The 18,926-nt window shown below is 47.4% G+C and carries 25 protein-coding genes and 1 rRNA gene; 2 read left to right on the forward strand and 24 right to left on the reverse strand.

The window, feature by feature from the left end; translation table 11 throughout:
• Positions 1-320 (reverse strand): 16S ribosomal RNA (locus tag BLQ44_RS14205); the annotation flags it as partial.
• A gap of 312 nt (positions 321-632) precedes the next feature.
• Between BLQ44_RS14205 and BLQ44_RS14210 the strand changes: the two genes are divergently transcribed.
• Positions 633-1,373 (forward strand): polysaccharide deacetylase family protein, encoded by a 741-nt coding sequence (locus BLQ44_RS14210; RefSeq protein ID WP_093194563.1) that lies wholly within the window; start codon positions 633-635, stop codon positions 1,371-1,373.
• 7 nt (positions 1,374-1,380) lie between these two features.
• On the opposite strand, the gene BLQ44_RS14215 is transcribed toward BLQ44_RS14210, so the two are convergent.
• Positions 1,381-1,977: a KinB-signaling pathway activation protein gene (locus BLQ44_RS14215; protein ID WP_093194564.1), complete on the reverse strand. Its 597-nt coding sequence runs from the start codon at positions 1,975-1,977 to the stop codon at positions 1,381-1,383.
• 116 nt (positions 1,978-2,093) lie between these two features.
• Between BLQ44_RS14215 and gerD the strand changes: the two genes are divergently transcribed.
• Positions 2,094-2,723, forward strand: coding sequence for a spore germination lipoprotein GerD (gene gerD / locus BLQ44_RS14220; RefSeq protein ID WP_093194565.1), 630 nt, complete (start codon positions 2,094-2,096; stop codon positions 2,721-2,723).
• A 280-nt stretch (positions 2,724-3,003) separates the two neighbouring features.
• Here the strand turns inward: gerD and BLQ44_RS14225 are convergent, their stop codons facing one another.
• The 22 genes from BLQ44_RS14225 to rplO all read right to left on the reverse strand — a co-directional run bounded on the left by BLQ44_RS14225 (position 3,004) and on the right by rplO (position 18,907).
• Positions 3,004-4,059, reverse strand: a complete 1,056-nt coding sequence (locus BLQ44_RS14225; protein ID WP_093194635.1) for an Mrp/NBP35 family ATP-binding protein — start codon at positions 4,057-4,059, stop codon at positions 3,004-3,006.
• Positions 4,060-4,128: 69 nt separating this feature from the next.
• A complete protein-coding gene (gene cwlD, locus BLQ44_RS14230; RefSeq protein ID WP_093194566.1) occupies positions 4,129-4,833 on the reverse strand; it encodes an N-acetylmuramoyl-L-alanine amidase CwlD in 705 nt (234 codons plus the stop codon).
• Positions 4,834-4,855: 22 nt separating this feature from the next.
• Complete coding sequence (locus BLQ44_RS14235) at positions 4,856-6,004, reverse strand: MFS transporter (protein WP_093194567.1); 1,149 nt, start codon at positions 6,002-6,004, stop codon at positions 4,856-4,858.
• Between the two features lie 16 nt (positions 6,005-6,020).
• The gene (locus tag BLQ44_RS14240; protein WP_093194568.1) at positions 6,021-7,418 is read right to left on the reverse strand and encodes a hypothetical protein; all 1,398 of its coding nucleotides are present in this window, start codon (positions 7,416-7,418) and stop codon (positions 6,021-6,023) included.
• A gap of 43 nt (positions 7,419-7,461) precedes the next feature.
• On the reverse strand, positions 7,462-8,295 hold the full coding sequence (locus tag BLQ44_RS14245) for a fumarylacetoacetate hydrolase family protein (RefSeq protein ID WP_093194569.1): 834 nt from the start codon (positions 8,293-8,295) through the stop codon (positions 7,462-7,464).
• Between the two features lie 168 nt (positions 8,296-8,463).
• Positions 8,464-8,754: a hypothetical protein gene (locus BLQ44_RS14250; RefSeq protein WP_093194570.1), complete on the reverse strand. Its 291-nt coding sequence runs from the start codon at positions 8,752-8,754 to the stop codon at positions 8,464-8,466.
• 155 nt (positions 8,755-8,909) lie between these two features.
• Positions 8,910-9,302, reverse strand: a complete 393-nt coding sequence (gene rpsI, locus BLQ44_RS14255; protein ID WP_093194571.1) for a 30S ribosomal protein S9 — start codon at positions 9,300-9,302, stop codon at positions 8,910-8,912.
• A gap of 21 nt (positions 9,303-9,323) precedes the next feature.
• Positions 9,324-9,761, reverse strand: a complete 438-nt coding sequence (gene rplM, locus BLQ44_RS14260; protein WP_093194572.1) for a 50S ribosomal protein L13 — start codon at positions 9,759-9,761, stop codon at positions 9,324-9,326.
• A gap of 171 nt (positions 9,762-9,932) precedes the next feature.
• A complete protein-coding gene (gene truA, locus BLQ44_RS14265) occupies positions 9,933-10,673 on the reverse strand; it encodes a tRNA pseudouridine(38-40) synthase TruA (protein ID WP_093194573.1) in 741 nt (246 codons plus the stop codon).
• A gap of 6 nt (positions 10,674-10,679) precedes the next feature.
• Complete coding sequence (locus BLQ44_RS14270) at positions 10,680-11,477, reverse strand: energy-coupling factor transporter transmembrane component T family protein (RefSeq protein WP_093194574.1); 798 nt, start codon at positions 11,475-11,477, stop codon at positions 10,680-10,682.
• The gene (locus tag BLQ44_RS14275; protein ID WP_093194575.1) at positions 11,470-12,342 is read right to left on the reverse strand and encodes an energy-coupling factor ABC transporter ATP-binding protein; all 873 of its coding nucleotides are present in this window, start codon (positions 12,340-12,342) and stop codon (positions 11,470-11,472) included. Before BLQ44_RS14275 ends, BLQ44_RS14270 begins: the two co-directional genes overlap by 8 nt.
• Positions 12,318-13,172, reverse strand: coding sequence for an energy-coupling factor ABC transporter ATP-binding protein (locus BLQ44_RS14280; RefSeq protein WP_093194576.1), 855 nt, complete (start codon positions 13,170-13,172; stop codon positions 12,318-12,320). Before BLQ44_RS14280 ends, BLQ44_RS14275 begins: the two co-directional genes overlap by 25 nt.
• Before the next feature lie 104 nt (positions 13,173-13,276).
• Positions 13,277-13,633: a 50S ribosomal protein L17 gene (gene rplQ, locus BLQ44_RS14285; RefSeq protein ID WP_076560377.1), complete on the reverse strand. Its 357-nt coding sequence runs from the start codon at positions 13,631-13,633 to the stop codon at positions 13,277-13,279.
• 38 nt (positions 13,634-13,671) lie between these two features.
• Positions 13,672-14,616 (reverse strand): DNA-directed RNA polymerase subunit alpha, encoded by a 945-nt coding sequence (locus BLQ44_RS14290; RefSeq protein ID WP_093194577.1) that lies wholly within the window; start codon positions 14,614-14,616, stop codon positions 13,672-13,674.
• Between the two features lie 175 nt (positions 14,617-14,791).
• Positions 14,792-15,184, reverse strand: coding sequence for a 30S ribosomal protein S11 (gene rpsK / locus BLQ44_RS14295; RefSeq protein WP_093194578.1), 393 nt, complete (start codon positions 15,182-15,184; stop codon positions 14,792-14,794).
• Positions 15,185-15,208: 24 nt separating this feature from the next.
• Positions 15,209-15,574 carry a 30S ribosomal protein S13 gene (rpsM, locus tag BLQ44_RS14300; RefSeq protein ID WP_093194579.1) on the reverse strand — a complete coding sequence of 122 codons (366 nt, stop codon included), beginning with the start codon at positions 15,572-15,574 and terminating at the stop codon, positions 15,209-15,211.
• 24 nt (positions 15,575-15,598) lie between these two features.
• Positions 15,599-15,712, reverse strand: coding sequence for a 50S ribosomal protein L36 (gene rpmJ, locus BLQ44_RS14305; protein WP_093194580.1), 114 nt, complete (start codon positions 15,710-15,712; stop codon positions 15,599-15,601).
• 32 nt (positions 15,713-15,744) lie between these two features.
• Positions 15,745-15,963: a translation initiation factor IF-1 gene (gene infA, locus BLQ44_RS14310; RefSeq protein WP_093194581.1), complete on the reverse strand. Its 219-nt coding sequence runs from the start codon at positions 15,961-15,963 to the stop codon at positions 15,745-15,747.
• Positions 15,941-16,276 (reverse strand): KOW domain-containing RNA-binding protein, encoded by a 336-nt coding sequence (locus BLQ44_RS14315; RefSeq protein WP_093194582.1) that lies wholly within the window; start codon positions 16,274-16,276, stop codon positions 15,941-15,943. Before BLQ44_RS14315 ends, infA begins: the two co-directional genes overlap by 23 nt.
• A 208-nt stretch (positions 16,277-16,484) precedes the next feature.
• On the reverse strand, positions 16,485-17,135 hold the full coding sequence (locus BLQ44_RS14320; RefSeq protein WP_093194583.1) for an adenylate kinase: 651 nt from the start codon (positions 17,133-17,135) through the stop codon (positions 16,485-16,487).
• A gap of 39 nt (positions 17,136-17,174) precedes the next feature.
• The gene (gene secY, locus BLQ44_RS14325) at positions 17,175-18,467 is read right to left on the reverse strand and encodes a preprotein translocase subunit SecY (RefSeq protein WP_093194584.1); all 1,293 of its coding nucleotides are present in this window, start codon (positions 18,465-18,467) and stop codon (positions 17,175-17,177) included.
• Positions 18,467-18,907, reverse strand: a complete 441-nt coding sequence (rplO, locus tag BLQ44_RS14330) for a 50S ribosomal protein L15 (RefSeq protein WP_093194585.1) — start codon at positions 18,905-18,907, stop codon at positions 18,467-18,469. Before rplO ends, secY begins: the two co-directional genes overlap by 1 nt.
• Positions 18,908-18,926: the final 19 nt, after the last annotated feature.

The following is an 18,926-nucleotide window of genomic DNA, read 5'->3' on the forward strand; positions in this document are numbered from 1 at the left end:
AGGTCGGCTACGCATCGTCGCCTTGGTAAGCCGTTACCTTACCAACTAGCTAATGCGCCGCGGGCCCATCTGTAAGCGATAGCAAGAAGCCATCCTTTTACGTTCGGTTCAGGAGAACCGAACGGTTACCCGGCATTAGCCCCGGTTTCCCGGGGTTATTCCGGTCTTACAGGTAGGTTGCCCACGTGTTACTCACCCGTCCGCCGCTCGTTCCACGAGCGTCCGCCCCGAAGGGCTTCAGCTCGCTTCCCGCGCTCGACTTGCATGTATTAGGCACGCCGCCAGCGTTCGTCCTGAGCCAGGATCAAACTCTCCATAAGAGTATTGATTAGCTCAATAATAATTTTAAAAAATTGACGCATGGCATAAAACATTGTTCAGTTTTCAAAGATCAATGATGTCTTTTTTCGCGACAAGAATTAATATATCATGCTGCCGTTTTCCCGTCAACACTTTTTTTAATTTTGTCAGCGTTTTTGTTTGTTGCTGTCGATGTCTTTCCCGACAACGATTAATAATATAGCACGGTTTTATTTTATAATGCAATACTTTTTTATATATTTTTTAAAGTTTTTTCGTCTACCCCCGCTTTTCATTGAATAACTTCTTACAAAGGAGTGATACAAGCATTGATGACAATAACTTGGCGCAAATGGAAAGTATATATAATCCTTACCTTTCTGGTTTTATTGACCTTCCCCCTCCTTTACTGGTCCCGTCCCCCTTCTGTGCCCGCCTTCGCCAATGAAGAGGATGAGCCACGAGCCCTTCTCAGGGTGAATACACAAGAACCCCACCTGGCGCTGACTTTTAATGTGGAATGGGGGGAGGATATCATTACGGAGACCCTCGAAACTCTTGATGATTATGAAATCAGCGCTACTTTTTTCGTAAGTGGAGAGTGGGCAGAGCGTCACCCCAACCTATTGGAAGCCATTCATGAAAAAAATCATGAGCTCGGCATCCTTGGTTACAAGGGACACCGTTTCTCTTCCATGGAAAATTACGAAATCCAGGAAAGTTTAAAGAATACCATAAAGGTCTTTGAGAAACTGGACTTCGCCGCTCCGGCTTACCTTTACCCGCCAAAGGGAGCTTTCAATGCGGAAGTGCTGAAAATTGCCGACGGCGAGAATTTGAATACAGTCTATGGAAGCATTCATCCTCCGCTCGGAACTGGATCTGCGATGGCCGAACATATTCTCTTCCACGCTGATAATGGAGATATTATACATTTGAATGCCACCGATGAATCCAAAGGCCTTCCGAAAGCTTTGAATATCGCTGTGCCCGTACTAAAGGAACAGGGGTATGAATTCCACACCATCTCCTCCCTGGCTTCCGGGATGGACATAGAAATCAAAAAACCGTAAGAGAAATTCAAGCTTCTCTTACGGTTCCTGTCAGTCGATGGAGCAACAATAATTGATAAGCATTACATACGAATAGCCCGATGATCATCAGCCACGTATAAGCACTGTCATCGAGATAAAGTCCGGGCAGCCATTCTACCGTAGTGATCACTACCATGAAAAAAAGTGCCGGTAAAAACGCATAATCGTTCGTTTCATAAGCCTTCCGTTTCGCCACTACATAGGAAAGCAGAAACAACCCTACAGCCACTGCAAGATACCCCAGGATACTTCCATCATTGTCCGCCAGATATCGAAAGTATACGAGGTCGAATAATGTAAACACTATCAAAAACGCCTGCAAAGGACGCCAAAATCCACGAAACATTCCAAGCGCAAACTGATTGATCATCAAATAAGCGAAAAAACCCATTTGGCTGATTACACTGAATATCAATCCGTACCCGAGGAAAAAGAGCAGCACCCCGAAAAACTCTCCGAGCCTGAAAGGGTCCATCGCTTCTTTATAGGCATCAGGTCGAAAGAAAAAGCTGGCAAAAAGCACGACCAAACCGCCCAGTACCAGCGTAGTCATAAACATCCGTACCCATTTACGAGTATTCACATCTGTTCCTCCCTAACTATATGTTCCTCACCTCCACGTATTTTATCATGAAGTGCATGATTTTTGGTCGTTGGCACAAAATATTTAAAAAGAGTGTGGAGGAAGGTGTTTTATTAATGATTAAAGGTTGGTATGTGCTTTGCCTCCTCTTGCTGTTCTTTCTGTTGGCCGGTTGTACAGTCAACAGCCCTGAAGCAGAACAGGCCGATTACGAAGAAACTAAAAAGATGCTTGTTGATATATTAAAGACAGATGATGGAAAAACAGCGATCCGTGAAGTGATGCAGGACCCTTCGATGCAACAAATGATGACGCTTGATGCCCCTACCGTATCAAGTGCCGTCCAGGAATCCCTGTTTTCGGAAAAAGGGAAGGAGTTCTGGACGAAGTTATTCACGGATTCTTCGTTCATCCAGGAATTCACCCCTGTACTCAAAGAGGAGCAGACAAAATTACTGAAAGGATTGATGAAAGACGCGGAGTACCAGAAAATGATGATCGATTTATATAAAAACCCCGAAATGACGGAACAATTCGTTACCGTGCTCAAAGGGCAAAAATTCAGGGAGCACTTGGAAACCACTATCAAAGAAACACTTAACAATCCGTCGTTCAAAGCTGACATGACAGAAGAGCTGTTAAAAGCGGCAGATGAGATGCAGCAACAGGAAAACGGTGGCGGTGATAGCGGCGGGGACGGAGAACAACAACAGAACCAGAACCAGGATAGCCAGTCCGCACAGTAGAAAAGCTTAACGATCCCGTTTAAAGGTTCGCATAAACAGAAGTTTCCGGTTGATACAGCTGGATACGGTTATGAGATAAGTTCAAGGAAGTTGAACACAAAAATGACTTATAACTGCTGTTATCATTGATTTATACGATAAAAAGAAGACAATTCGTCGCATAAAAAAGTTATGCGGCGTTTCTCTTCTATCATCGGCACAAACCGTCGCAAAAGAGCCACGACCACATCAAAAAACGCATGCCGGCAGAGATTTTCTTCTGCCGGCATGCGTTTTATTTTCAGTCTTCGTAACGATCGATGACTTTGGCTGCGATATTCCGGTAGATGACACCTGTCGGATGATCCTCCTGGTAGACAGAAGGAGCGAAAATGTCTTCTTCCTCATAAGGCTGCTGAAGCGGAATGTGCCCGAGCACTTCTGTTTGCAACTGCTCAGCAAGCTTCGAACCGCCGCCACGGCCGAATACGAACTCTTTGTTTCCTGTTTCCTTGCTTTCGAAGTAAGCCATGTTCTCGATGATACCGAGAATTTCATGTTCCGTCTGAAGCGCCATCTGCCCGGCACGTGCTGCGACGAATGCAGCTGTCGGGTGAGGCGTAGTCACAATGATCTCTTTCGAAGACGGCAGCATCGAATGTACGTCGAGAGCTACGTCCCCCGTTCCCGGTGGTAAGTCAAGAAGCAGGTAATCGAGGTCGCCCCACTCCACTTCTTTGAAAAAGCTCGTCAGCATTTTTCCGAGCATCGGCCCGCGCCAAATGATCGGAGAGTTATCCTCTACGAAGAAGCCCATAGAGATGAGCTTCACGTCGAATCGTTCTACCGGAATGATCTTCTCTCCGCGAACGACCGGACGTTTTTCTACACCCATCATGTCAGGGACGCTGAAACCATAGATATCGGCGTCGATGATTCCCACTTTTTTGCCGAGGCGGGCGAGAGCGATGGCAAGGTTCACCGTGACGGTGGATTTACCCACGCCCCCTTTACCGCTGGCGATGGTGAGGAATTTCGTTCCTGTCTGTCCGAGAAGGTTCGCTTCCTGTTCCTGCTCCGCTTCCGGCTGGAATTTCGCAAGTGTTTCTTCCGGAAGCTGATCGAAGCGAAGGCCTACCGTAGCCGCTCCTTCACTTTTCAGCGTGTTCACGATGTGCTGTTGAAGCTCCATCTGTTCCGCAGTATTCGTCTTTCCGATGAGAAGTTTGACACTGACGTGCTCTTTCTCTTCTTTCACCTTGATTTCTTCTATTCCTTCTGTTTCTTTGAACGTTTTATGTAAAAACGGGTCCTCGATGGACTCAAGGATTTCCTGAATTCTTTCTTTTGTTACCAACGCTTTCACCAACCTTTCAATATCCTAGTCGTAGTATAACATATGTGAAACGCTTTCTAAGTGATTTGCTTATATCTCTTCTTCATTTTCTTCCAGATAGCGGAGCACCCCTACATAAATTGCAGCAGCCATCCGCTTCTGATAGACATTCTGGGTCAGAAGTTTCCGTTCCTCGTCATTCGAAAGAAAACCGGCTTCGACGAGAATACCCGGAGCCTTCGGGCGATTCAGCAAATAGACATGCGGAAGTCCGAGAGCCTCTCTGTTTGTGTTACCAAGCTGTTCTCTCAATTCGCTCTGGACTGCAACAGCCATCTTTTCACTTCTCTCATCTTTCGGATTGAAAAACACCTGGGCCCCGCGCCAGCGCGAAGAACCTATGGCGTTCATATGAATACTGATGAACAAATCCGCCTGTTTATCCTCAATGAACCGGACTCGATTCTTGATATCTTCCGTTTTCCTTCTCGATAACATCTTCTCTTCCGGGGAGGCGAGATCTTTATCCGATTCCCGCGTCAGCCACACTGACGCTCCTGCCCCTTCGAGGTATTCTCTGACATGCTCAGCTAACTTCAGGGAAACTTCTTTCTCTTCCACCCCTTCCCCGACTGCACCTCCGTCAGGACCGCCATGACCAGGATCAAGAACGATCGTGACACCTGAAAGGGAAGGAGAAGAAAAGGTTTCCTGCGCTGCAAATATAGGTTCGATCAGGCATGCCGCCAGAAGTGCAACAAGGATAGCCAAACCGGTATATGTCCGTTTATTCATTTCGATCGCCGCCTTTCTTTACTTATCGTATGAAAAGCGCGCCCGAAACATGTCCACTCCTCCACAGAACCATAGCGATAAGCAGCATAAAGCCCCCGCTTCCAAGAAACGGTGAACTCATCCACTGCTCCATGGCGCCCGCTCCTGATGAACCTGCGACGACACCGAGGGAGAAGAAGGCATAAAACACCCCGTAGGCCTTCCCCCGGTCCGTTTCTTTCGAGGAATGAGCGACCATTTCATTCATGGAAGGAAAAATAAGAGCGAACCCTATACCATAGACGACCATCAGCACTCCTGTTCCTGTCCCTCCACCGATGAACGGAAGCAGCAACAGAGAAAGCCCGATCAGTAGAAGTCCAGCAAGGACAAGCAGCAACGAAGAATATTTCCGATACACCTTGTTCAAAGGAGTAATGAAAATAATCAATGCCGTAATACCGAATATACTCAGGAACGCTCCTGCGAGAGAGGCGGAAAGGCCGAAACTTTCCACTTGAAGAGGCAGAGCGAAAGCGAGTGTACCGTTGCTTACCATAAGTGCAAATGCGGCTACGGATGCTTGCCACACCTGTCTGTTTTTCAAGATAGGAAGAAACCCGCTGAGTGCCACCTTCTGTCTTTTCTCTTCCGGAAGGGTCCGAGGGACGAACTTCCATCCAAGGAAGAATGACAGAAGAAACAATCCCGCCACAAAAAGAAACACGTAAGAAATCTCGGAACGGGCAGCCATGATCCCTCCAATCGCCGGTCCTGCAATCGCAGCAATTCCGATAGCCGCTCCTGTGTATGCCATAGAAGCCTGGCCATTCTTTCTGCGCGACAGATCACCGACAATCGCAAAAGAAGCCGGAATCAGGATGCCGCCGAAGACTCCGTGCACAAATCGGAGCAGGAGGAGCTGCAGATCCGTTTCCACTAACGGATAACAAAGAAGCAGCAGAAATACAGCCGCCATCGCAAACAGAAGAACCCTTTTTCTCCCAAGGCGGTCCACTCCGATTCCTCCGATGATATTGCCGAACATATTCGAAAACGAATAGATCCCAACGATCACTCCCGCCATGACCTCACTTGCACCAAGGTCTATCGCAAACGGAGAAATGATCGGCAGCTGCACGAACGTATCCATGAATGTCACAATGATGATGAAGTATAGAATCTTAGTCATGATGTATCCTCCAAAACTACGTTACAAGGAAGCGGACGCCCTGCACATATACCTGGACCGCCACGTAAAAGGCAAGCGAGAACTTCCAGTTGAATACAATCCCGTTCTTGAATGAATTGATGCCATTGACACCGCTCAGCACAATCGTCGGCATGATGAGCGGAGACAGGACAATGGAAATGACACTCCCCGACGTGACGGCCAGGACGATGAGCTCGGGTGGGTACGGCAAATCGATACTCGTAAGAATTCCTGCTACGAGTACCATCACCGTCAATGGGCCGAGACCGGTGAATCCGAGGAAAATTACAATGAACGGCAGAAGCCCCAGGAAGTTCACTACCGGCACCTGGGTTTCGATCACCTCGAGAAGAACGACGGCATTCTCAGCAAAATCCGTTTGGTTCAAAGCATAAATAAGTGTCCCTACGCTTAACATGACACTAAGCTGATACCCTTTGCCGAGCGTGTCGTTCATCACATACCGCCCGCTTTCCTGAAGAAGCTTCTTCCCCTTCTTCTTCACCGCGTAATAAGCAATACTCCAAACAATGATCACAAGGGGAATGGTGATCATCAGCTCGGCATGGAACAAAGCATGCAAAAGAAAGATAGGACCGAACAGCGTTACAAAAAGCACAACGAACTCTACAGCTTTCTTCCTGTCTCCTTCTTCCTGCTGGCGCAGTATGCTCGAAAGCTCTTCTCTCACTCCGTCATTCAGAGACACCCCGTATTTCTTCTCCTCGCGCTTAGCGAATAAAACAGAAATCACGGTCCCCACCATCGCAAGAAAGAACCCCTGAAGCATCGCAAGCCAGAGCGATGCCCCCATTGTTTCCACGGCGAATATGAAACTCGGAATACTGATGACCCACATCGTGGACAAACCGAACCCCCGCAGAAGCGCTGTGCCCTTGAATCGTTCCCACGCCTCTCCCTGTTCGTTTTTCAAAAAGTCATTTACGAATTCATAAAGCATAGGGATCACGCCGAACAAAAGGAAATGGGAAATCACCTGGGTGAACAGAACCATTCCTGTGTAAAGTTTACGACTGGAATCGAGCAGTCTCGGAACCGCTCTCAGGATTGCGGACAGATAATCATCTTCCCTCAGCACGATGCTGATGAAAGGAATGATGATCAACAACCCGATGATATCACGCATCAGCAGAAACCCGCTCTGCATCCCTTCTGCCACCGGGTTTCCAAAAAAGAGTGTAATCCCCATAGCCGCCGCAAACAATAAGATAGGAAGCTTAAAGGTTCGTATGCCACTTCGGACCAGCGCCGAAACCAAAAGCCCGCCACCTGTCACTGCTAATAGGTTCAGCAGAAAAGGGTGCGGGAAGAAATACGTATAGAAATGTAATAGTGCATATACTACGACTGTAATGCGTAACCCCCATGCCATACTTATACCTCCCGCGCCTCTGCTGTCCTTGGATTCATCGCCTTTAGAGTCTTCTCATCGTATTCTTGATCGTACCGAGACCTTCAATGGACACTTCCACTTCATCTCCATCTTTCAGCCACTCTTTGTCATCGAGTTCCATGATGACTCCTTCAGGCGTACCGGTCAAAATGACGTCTCCCGGCTTCAATGTCATATAATCAGAAATATAGCTGATCAGCGTCGCACAGTCAAAAATAAGATCCGACGTGTTCGAATCCTGACGCAATTCGCCGTTCAGTTTCAGCTGAATATGTAAGGAATCAGGGTCCCCCGCTTCATCGGCAGTCGTCACATAGGGACCGAGCGGTAAGAAACCATCCGGTGACTTCCCGAGAAGCCACTGCTTCGTCCGGAACTGCAGATCTCTCGCCGTCAAATCATTGGCAGGACTGAAGCCCGCTACGTATTTCAGGGCATCTTCTTTCTTCACGTGCTTCGCTTCTTTCCCGATAACGATCGCAAGTTCCGCTTCGTAATCCATTTCCTTCGCATCTGCCGGAATAGTGACGGAAGTATCCGGTCCGGTAAGAGCATTGCCGAATTTATTGAACAATAACGGAAAGTCCGGAGCATCCATCCCTGAGCGGTCTGCGTGTTTCTGATAATTCAAGCCGCTGCAGATGATTTTTTCCGGACGATCCACACACGGCCCTAATGCAGCATCCTGAACAAGCGGAGCCTCTGTGAGGAATTCCTCCACTTCTGATTTTTTCTTTCCATACCACTCCAGGAATTCCGGAACCGTTTTCACTTTTGCCGATACATCGAGAACTCCCTGATCTGTAAGAACCCCAGGGGCCAATTTTTCTTCTTTTTGAAACGTTACAATTTTCATATTCCTGCCTCCTCTATAACAATAACCATTCTTTCCCTTTCGTATCATACCCTATTCGGCTGAGCTCTAAGCGCACCCGGATCTAATCACTCCGCGGTTTTGCCATAAAAAAACTCTTTCCATGCTTAGGAAAGAGGAAGCACACTCACGAGGTGTGGTGTGCTTTTATCACCTGGAAATAGCCAGACGTTTTTTCAGATAACAGGCATCCCGCATATCCTCCGATAAATCGAACATTCCCTCGTCGATCATCACGATCAGGCTCATCAGAAACGACCTTGCCGAATCTTCAAGACGAACAATATCTTTCTGCCGAACAACACGATAGGTCTTATGACCATTTTCCTTGTACTGCAAGTGTATATGTCGTGTTCCCTGGTAATCGATGAGGGTGAAAGCGATTTTGGATGGATATGTGGGATAATCCCAGCGGAACCCGTATCCGGAATCGAGCCACATTACGTATCCCTCCCATTCTATGTATCATCGATCTTGTTGCGGAAAATTTCATTCCTCCGTTTATATGTGCTACTTATGAATATTGTATCATTCATTGCTTCATATACAAAAAAACCCTCTTCCCGGTGAGGGGAAAAGGGTTTTCGTAATGATTCTTAACGCTTCGAGAACTGTGGTGCACGACGTGCTTTCTTAAGACCGTATTTCTTACGCTCTTTCATACGTGCGTCACGAGTCAAGAGACCAGCGCGCTTAAGTGGTGTGCGGTATTCAGGGTCCGCTTCTAGAAGCGCACGTGCGACACCGTGACGGATCGCGCCTGCCTGACCTGTGAATCCACCACCATCAACGTTTGCGTAAACGTCGTAGTTACCTTCAGTTTCTGTTACAGCTAGAGGCTGCTTCAGAATAACGCGAAGAGTTTCCAGTGGGAAATATTCTTGTGCATCGGTTTTATTTACGATTACTTTGCCGGTTCCTGGGACGAGACGTACGCGAGCCGTAGACTTCTTACGACGTCCTGTACCGGAGTATTGTACTTGTGCCACTCTTGATTACCTCCTTTATTATTAGCCGCGAAGTTCGTAAACTTCTGGTTGTTGTGCTTCGTGCTTATGCTCTGCTCCAGCATAGACATGAAGTTTTTTGCCCATTTTACGTCCTAGGCTTCCTTTTGGCAGCATGCCTTTGATTGATTTCTCAAGCATACGCTCCGGGAATTTCTCGCGCATTTCGTTAGCGGAGCGAACTTTCAGTCCACCTGGGTGGTTGGAGTGACGATAATATTTCTTATCCTGCCACTTGTTTCCTGTAAGTTCGATTTTTTCAGCGTTGATAATGATTACGTTATCACCAGTGTCGACGTGTGGAGTGTATGTCGCTTTGTGCTTTCCGCGAAGGATTGAAGCAACTTCAGTGGATAGACGACCAAGTGTCTGTCCTGCTGCATCCACAACATACCATTTGCGTTCCACGTTTGCTTCATTAGCCATGAATGTTGTACGCATGTCGGTTTCCCTCCTGTTTTTCGTTGAGTTCTTTAAGTCTGATTCGATTTATATTTCAATACGATTAGTTTCCGGGGCTAATCGTGGTACAGAAATAAAATGCCACAAGATATAATATAACAATTCTACACCAAATGTCAATAGGAACACCAGGATTCGTTGCTTTTTTCTTCAGTAGTTTACTTCCCATAAGAACAACCCGTGTCCCGGAGTCGTAAAACCGGCAAGACGACGGTTGTGCTCATCGAGGGCGCGGGGGATCGTATCGATCTCTTTCTTCCCTTCCCCGATTTCGAGAAGCGTCCCCATCATGATACGAACCATATTATATAGAAATCCGTCTCCCTGGACGATAAATTCCAGTTCTTCCCCGTTACGGTGCAGTTCCGCCCGGGAAATCGTGCGGATCTTATTCCCTTTCAGCGTAGTTTTCGCTGAGCAGAAAGCCGTGAAGTCATGGGTCCCTTCAAAATACTTTACCGCTTTCTCCATTTTTTCGATGTCCAGGTTACGGGGGAAGTGGAACACCGTTCTTCTCCGGAAGACATCCCTCGACTTGGACGCCCTCACGTAATACCGGTACTCCTTCGCTTTCACATCGAACTGGGCATGGAAATCTTCCGGTACATACTTTGCGCTTTTTACATAAATATCCGCAGGCATCAGTGTTTCCAGTGCCCGGACCCAGCGATTCTCCGGGACAGAGAGATGGGTGTCGAAGTGGAAGACCTGCCCTTTGGCATGCACCCCGGCATCCGTCCGACCTGAAGAGATGATACGGATATGTTCCCCTTTATGCATGGTCGTCAAAGCTTTCTCGATCTCTTCCTGAACAGTCTTGCCATTCGGCTGGATCTGATACCCGGAATACCCGGTTCCATCGTATTCTACAACGCATTTCACTCGTGCCATCACTTGTCACATCCTTGTTCCTATCGTAGCTGCTATAACCAGAAGGAAGAATAGAAACGCGGAGTAATCCTTCTTGTAAAAGACCAGCTCCCGAATTTTCGTTCTCCCCTCTCCTCCCTGGTATCCTCTCGCTTCCATCGCCATCGCCAGTTCCTCCGCGCGTTTGAACGCACTGACGAACAGAGGGATGAGCAAAGGAATGATCGCACTCATACGGTCCTTTATAGAGCCTGTACGGAAATCGACGCCGCGGGAGGCCTGGGCTTTCGATATTTTCTCCGCTTCCTGCATCAACGTCGGTATGAAGCGAAGGGAAATCGACATCATAAGCGCGAGTTCATGGACAGGGAATTTTATTCTTTTCAGGGGATGCAAAAGAGATTCGATCGCATCCGTAATCTCGATCGGTGACGTCGTCAACGTCAGCAACGACGTGAACAGGATCAGCAGGAAGAAACGAAGGGATAGAGTCGCTCCCTGAATGAGAGATTCTTCATAAAATGGGAAGCCCAGAACGGTGAAAAGGATGTCCCCTTGCCTTGAGACGAACAGATGAAGAAGAAACGTGAAAATGATCAGAAACCACACAGGCTTCAACCCCTTAGCGACGAATGAGAGGGGTACTCTCGTAGCCAGAGCGGTTCCTATGGCGAACGCAGTAAGAATCGCGTAGCTCCACACAGAATTAGCAAAGAATACGGTGATGACGAAAAAGAAGATGATCAGAATCTTCGTCCTTGGATCCAATCGGTGAATCAGGGAGTGACCCGGCACGTACTGGCCGATGATCATCGAGTTATTCATGCCCATCTCCCCTTCCGAGTTCTGACGTCAAATCCTTTGCTAATTCAGCGAGGGACTGCTTTCTGTAATCGATGGCTACACCGAGACGATTCTCCACTTTTTCCAGGAAGGCAAGCACTTCCGGCACATCGAGTTGTACATCACGTAATTGTTCTTTTTGCTTGAACACTTCGAGAGGTTCCCCTTCCATGAACTTCTTCCCTTCGTTCATGATGACGACGCTGTCCGCATACGTCAGAGCGTCTTCCATACTGTGGGTGACGAGAACCGTTGTAAGTCCTTCCTGTTCATGCAGACGGTAGAACATCTCCATCATTTCCTTCTGGCCTCTCGGGTCAAGACCCGCGGTGGGTTCATCGAGAACGAGTACCTCAGGCTTCATCGCAAGCACTCCTGCGATAGCGACCCTTCGCATCTGCCCTCCACTCAGATCGAAAGGGGACTTGTCTTTCATTTCTTCTGACAATTGAACCGCCTCAAGGGCATCAGCGACTCTCTGCTCGATTTCCGCCTCTTCTACGCCGAAGTTCTTCGGACCGAAGGCGATATCTTTCTCCACCGTTTCCTCAAAGAGCTGATGCTCCGGGTATTGGAAAACGATTCCCGTCTTTTCCCGTAGATCCCGAAGGTGCTTGTTCTTCTTGCCGGCTTCGATGACGAAACCGCCGACTTGTACCGTTCCCTCTGTCGGCTGAAGAAGTCCGTTGATGTGCTGGATCAATGTCGACTTACCGGAACCGGTATGGCCGATGACAGCTGCAAAGGAGCCGGACGGAACATGCATGGAAAAATTCTCAAGGGCTCTATACTCGAACGGTGTCCCCGGACTATATATATAATTCACATCTTTGAACGTAAGTTCCATAGCTCCTCCACCATCTCCTCATGATTTAACGGTTCTTCCTTCACATGAACCCCCTGGCTCCTCAGTTCCTCCGTCAGTTTCGCAACGAAAGGAACATCCAGCCCAATACGGGAAAGGGCTTCTTTATGGGAAAACACTTCTCTCGGCGTTCCTTCGAACCACACTTCTCCTTCATTCATCACGATGACACGATCCGCCGCTACAATCTCGTTCAGATCATGCGTGATCGTAATCAACGTAAGGTCGGATTCCTGCTGGACATTACGCACCGTCTCCAATATTTCCTGACGGCCTTTCGGATCGAGCATCGCCGTCGCTTCATCGAGGATCATATAATCAGGTGCCACGGCAAGTACGCCAGCGATAGCTACACGCTGCTTCTGCCCTCCGGAGAGCCTATGGGGTTCATGCTCTTCATACGCTTCCATCTGAACAGCTTTCAGGCTTTCAGGGACCTTCCGCAGCATATCTTCCCGGGGAATACCCCTATTCTCCATACCGAAAGCCACATCATCCCTTACAGTCGTTCCTACGAACTGATTGTCAGGATTTTGGAAGACCATGCCTACCTGTTTCCTGACATCCCAGACGTTCTCTTCTCCAATCACTTCTCCACTCACTCTTACCTCTCCAGATTCAGCGAAAAGAAGACCATTCATCAGCTTAGCAATGGTCGACTTACCGGAACCATTATGACCGATGATCGCTACCCATTCGCCACGATCTATAGAAAAGTCCACATCTTTCAATACACGGGGAGCGTCCTCCTGGTATCGAAAACTCACATTACGAAACTCTACCTGTTCGCTCACTCCGACTCGCCTCCTCATCCATCCGGGAAAATACAGGTCTTCCTTGTTCTGATGTCACAAAAAAAGGGCTGGAGTCAATCTCACGAATGAGATTCCGTCCTGCCCTTTCGGTATTATCAGACTTATACAAGTTCGATAATCGCCATTTTTGCACCGTCACCTTTACGCGCATCGAGTTTCAATACACGAGTGTAACCACCCTGACGGTCTGCATAACGTGGACCGATATCAGAGAACAGCTTCTGAAGAGCAGTCTCAGCTCCTTCTTCATCCGCATCCTGCTTGTAAAGGAACGACTCTGCCTGGCGGCGTGCGTGCAAGTCGCCACGCTTTCCAAGTGTAATCATTTTTTCAACGACGGAACGAAGTTCTTTCGCTTTCGCTTCTGTCGTTTCCAAACGTTCATGAACAATAAGATCTGTTGCGAGGTTGCGCATCATAGCCACGCGGTGATCTGTTTTACGTCCTAGCTTTCTCATCGATAACCCTCCCTTTTACGATGGTGTCTTATTTAACGTTAGTCTTCTTTACGAAGGCCAAGGCCAAGTTCGTTGAGCTTGTACTTGACTTCTTCTAACGATTTACGACCTAGATTACGAACTTTCATCATATCATCTTCGCTCTTATTCGCCAGTTCCTGCACCGTGTTGATACCGGCACGCTTCAGGCAGTTATAAGAACGGACAGACAGATCCAGTTCTTCGATAGTCATTTCCAAGACTTTCTCTTTCTGGTCTTCTTCTTTTTCAACCATGATTTCAGCATTCTTCGCTTCATCGGTAAGACCGACAAAGATATTCAAATGCTCCATATATACTTTTGCCCCTAAGGAGATCGCTTCCTCCGGACGAATGCTTCCATCCGTCCAAACATCCAATGTCAGCTTATCAAAGTTTGAAATGTGCCCGACACGGGTATTTTCCACTTGATATGTGACACGAGAGACAGGGGTGAAGATTGAGTCAACCGGAATAACTCCAATAGGCAGATCTTCGTGATTGTTGCCTTCAGCCGGGCGATATCCTCTACCACTTTCAGCCGTAATACGCATACGAAGCGTCGTATTGCTATCAAGGGTAGCAATGTGTAGGTCCGGGTTCAGAACCTCGACGTCACTGTCATGAGTAATATCAGCAGCGGTGACTTTCCCTTCTCCCTGGACATCCACTTCTAAAGTCTTCTCTTCGTCAGAATAAATCTTCAAAGCAAGTTTCTTCAGATTCAAAACGACAGTCGTCACATCTTCCATTACGCCTTCGATCGTGGAAAATTCATGAAGCACACCGTCAATTTGAACAGATGTCACAGCGGCGCCGGGAAGTGAGGATAATAGGATACGACGCAAGGAGTTCCCTAGTGTTGTACCATACCCACGCTCAAGCGGCTCGACGACGAATTTACCAAATGTAGAATCATCGCTGATCTCAACCGTTTCAATGTTTGGTTTCTCAATTTCGATCATTTACACAAAAACCTCCTTCAAAACGTCGAAACCCCGGTCAGACATATGTCCAACCGAAATTCCTCAGGCAGGCAGCCCCTCTAACAGTAAACTGCATCTCTACGGTCTAGTGGATGGCTGTTCTTAGTGATTATAACCCTCCGGAGAGAGTTCAAAACAATCCCAGACTAAAAAATTACACGCGACGACGTTTCGGTGGACGGCAACCATTGTGTGGAACTGGAGTCACATCTCTGATCGCAGTGATTTCGATACCTGCAGCCTGAATGGAACGGATAGCCGCTTCACGACCAGCGCCAGGGCCTTTGACCGTTACTTCAAGCTCTTTCATACCGTTATCCATTGCTTCTTTCGCAGAAGTTTCTGCAGCCATTTGTGCAGCGAACGGTGTGGATTTACGGGAACCTTTGAAACCAAGGGTTCCGGCAGAGCTCCAGCTGATTACGTTACCTTGTACATCTGTGATCGTTACGATCGTGTTGTTGAACGTAGAGCGGATGTGTGCCACACCGGTCTCTATATTCTTTTTCACGCGTTTTTTACGAGTACGAACATTTTTACGTGCCATAACTATACCTCCTTTATTCAGTGATTACTTACGTTTGTTAGCTACAGTACGACGAGGACCTTTACGAGTACGGGAGTTGTTCTTCGTCTTTTGACCGCGAGTCGGAAGACCACGACGGTGACGGATACCACGGTAGGATCCGATTTCGATCAGACGCTTAATGTTAAGGGATGTCTCACGACGAAGGTCACCTTCAACATTGTATTTGTTCACTTCTGTACGGATTTTCGCAAGCTCGTCTTCAGTCAGATCACGAACGCGAGTCGTTTCGGAAACGCCAGCATCCTGGACGATTTGGCTCGCCAAAGATTTACCGATTCCGTAAACATACGTCAATGAAATAGAAATTCGTTTATCACGAGGAATATCAACACCTGCTATACGTGCCATAGGGAACGTGCACCTCCTTTTTTATTAACCTTGTTTCTGTTTGTGTTTTGGATTATCACAAATTACCATTACTTTACCATTACGGCGAACAACTTTGCATTTCTCACAAATCTTCTTTACAGAAGCCCTTACCTTCATCATTCATACCTCCTCTTAGATCGGAGCTTATTCTATTTATAACGGTACGTAATACGTCCTTTAGTCAAATCGTATGGTGATAGTTCTACCGTCACTTTATCACCAGGCAAGATCCGGATGAAGTTCATGCGAATCTTCCCTGAGACATGCGCAAGTACTGTATGCCCATTCTCGAGTTCTACTTTGAACTGGGCATTAGGCAATGTCTCTACTACGGTTCCTTCAATTTCAATTACATCGTCTTTCGCCATCGAGTTGATCTCCCTTCTCTAAATCAGTCACCTGTTCACTGATATATTTACCTACAGCAAACCTTAGCTTGCCATTTGTGACGCGACCTGTTTCCAGAAGGCTGTGTTGGACTTCCGGAGAGACGAAGCTGGTACAAGATACATGCTGTATATTCTTCTTCTTCGGCCTGTCGTATTTCCTCTTCTCTCCGTCCGCAAGTAACACGAAACCATCATCGACAAAATCGATGATAACCGCATATTGACCTGCTTCCCGTCCACGCTCAATACGAACAACTTGACCTATTCGCGGACTCGATTCCGATTCACTCAAAGTACGATCACCTTCATTTAAAGTAATAAACACGGCAATCGCGTCGGAGAAGAATTACAAGCTTCCGCCGTTTCGCATTACCATTTTCGGACACTAACCTTGAACATAACAAGGAACACTTCCATTTTCAAGAGAAAAGTTTCAAGTGTACGAAGGGGAGTGTTCCTTTCATGGTAACACTATTCCCCTGCCAGTTCTTTCTTAACCGTTAGGAGAGGCGTTGAAGCAATTGATCGATATCCGTGAATACGTCATGGATGTCTCTGTCTCCCTCGACTGTCACCAGATACCCTTTTCCTTTGTAAAAATCGAGAAGCGGTTGCGCCTGCTCGAGATTCACTTCCAGACGGTTTTTAACGGTTTCCGGCTGATCGTCTTCTCTTTGAATAAGAGAAGCACCATCATGGTCGCATTTTCCTGGTGTTTGTGGAGGATTGAACTGTTCATGATATGTTGCTCCACATTCCGGGCAGACTCTACGGCCCGTCAGACGTTCCACCAGCTTACTCTGCGGAACATTGATGTGAAGAACATGATCAAGTGACGTCTCCAAGTCCCCGAGCAGATTCTCGAGAGCCTCTGCCTGGTCGAGCGTGCGCGGGAAACCATCAAGGAGAAATCCTTTTTCACAGTCCGGCTTGCTGAGCCGTTCACGGACGATGCCGATTGTGACTTCATCCGGAACCAGCGCACCTTCATCCATATATGATTTTGCTTCTTTACCTAGCTCTGTTCCTTCTTTGATAGCTGAGCGGAACATATCTCCCGTAGAGATATGAGGAATGTCATATTTTTCGACTATCTTTTCAGCCTGAGTACCTTTGCCGGCACCAGGGAGACCCATCAAAATTAAATTCAACTTCTTCCCCTCTCTCCCGTATCTTAGCATTTCACTAATTTATTTTATGAAGCCTTTGTAGTGACGCTTCACCAGCTGACCTTCGAGCTGCTTCATTGTATTCAGTGCAACACCTACGACAATCAAGAGACCGGTACCTCCGATTTGAATACTTGGCGGAAGACCCGCAAGTGATCCAAGAATGATCGGCAATACAGATACAGCTGCTAAAAAGAGTGAGCCTACAAAAGTTAAGCGGTACATGACCCGTGTCAAATACGTCTCGGTATTCTTACCAGGACGGATGCCAGGGATATACCCACCTTGCTTTTTCAGGTTTTCGGCCATTTGTTCAGGGTTTACCTGGACAAACGTATAGAAGTACGTAAACGCGATAATGAGCGCTACATAAATAATCATACCCGGCCAGTTTTCATAATTGAAAATATATTCGATCATAGAGGCGATCTCACTATTTTCAAAGAATCCGGCTATCGTTCTTGGTGCGATAATGAATGAAATCGCAAAGATAACAGGAATAACTCCCGCCGCGTTCACTTTGATCGGCAAGTGGGTGGAATGTCCACCTACAGGAGATCTGTTTACCAGGCGTTTCGCGTATTGGATCGGAATCTTACGCAATGCCTGTTGAATGAATACAACCCCTACGATGACTGCAAGAATCACTAGAGCGATGAGAGCTACGATGACTAAGTTGATGAAAAGCTGTTCTCCAGCATCTGTTATATACTGATCATATAACTGGTTCACACCATTCGGGATTGCGGCGACGATACCTGCGAAAATCAAGATTGAGATCCCATTTCCTACGCCATAGGACGTGATTTGCTCACCGAGCCACATCAGGAATGCCGTCCCGCCTGTCAGTACAATAGCGATTGCTAAAAACTGAACAACACCCGGATTGGAGATCAGTTGACCTCCTGCCATGGCGTTAAAGCCAATGGACATACCAATGGCTTGAATAAAGGCAAGGACAATCGTTCCATAGCGGGTAAACTGAGCTAATTTCCGACGCCCCACTTCCCCTTGCTTTTTCCATTCTGCAAATTTAGGAACTACGTCCATCTGCAACAACTGCATGATGATGGAGGCTGTAATGTAAGGCATGATCCCCATCGCGAAGATGGAGAAATTCTGTAATGCCCCGCCTCCGAATGTGTTCAGAAACCCGAACGCATTCTGTTCATCCATGAAGTTGATCGCTTCACTGTTCGTAAACGGCACGGGAATAAACGCACCGACACGAAACACAATGAGCATGAGCAAGGTGAAAATGATTTTTCGCCGGAGATCACCCACGCGCATAAAATTGGAGATTGTCCGGAACATTAAATCACCTCAGTTTGACCGCCCGCTGCTTCGATTGCTTCTTTTGCGGAAGCAGAGAACTTGTGAGCTTTTACTGTAAGTTTCTTTTCGATGTTGCCTTTTGCAAGGATTTTCACGCCGGCTTTCACTTTACTGATCGCGCCAGTCTCAAGTAGAAGCTCCGGAGTTACTTCTGTTCCTTCTTCGAAACGGTTTAAAGTCTCTAAGTTCACAACTGTATACTCTGTACGGTGAATGTTAGTGAAACCACGCTTTGGAAGGCGTTGGAAAAGTGGCATTTGGCCACCTTCGAAGCCTGGACGGGTTTTGCTACCGGAGCGCTGACCCTGTCCTTTGTGTCCACGACCGGATGTCTTACCGTTACCGGAAGCCATCCCACGTCCTACGCGGTTACGTTTTTGACGGGAACCTACTTTGGAATGTAGTTCATGAAGTTTCATGCGAGCACCTCCTTATTAA

Origin of the sequence: Salimicrobium halophilum (assembly GCF_900100295.1) — a bacterium.
Classification (GTDB): domain Bacteria; phylum Bacillota; class Bacilli; order Bacillales; family Halobacillaceae; genus Salimicrobium; species Salimicrobium halophilum.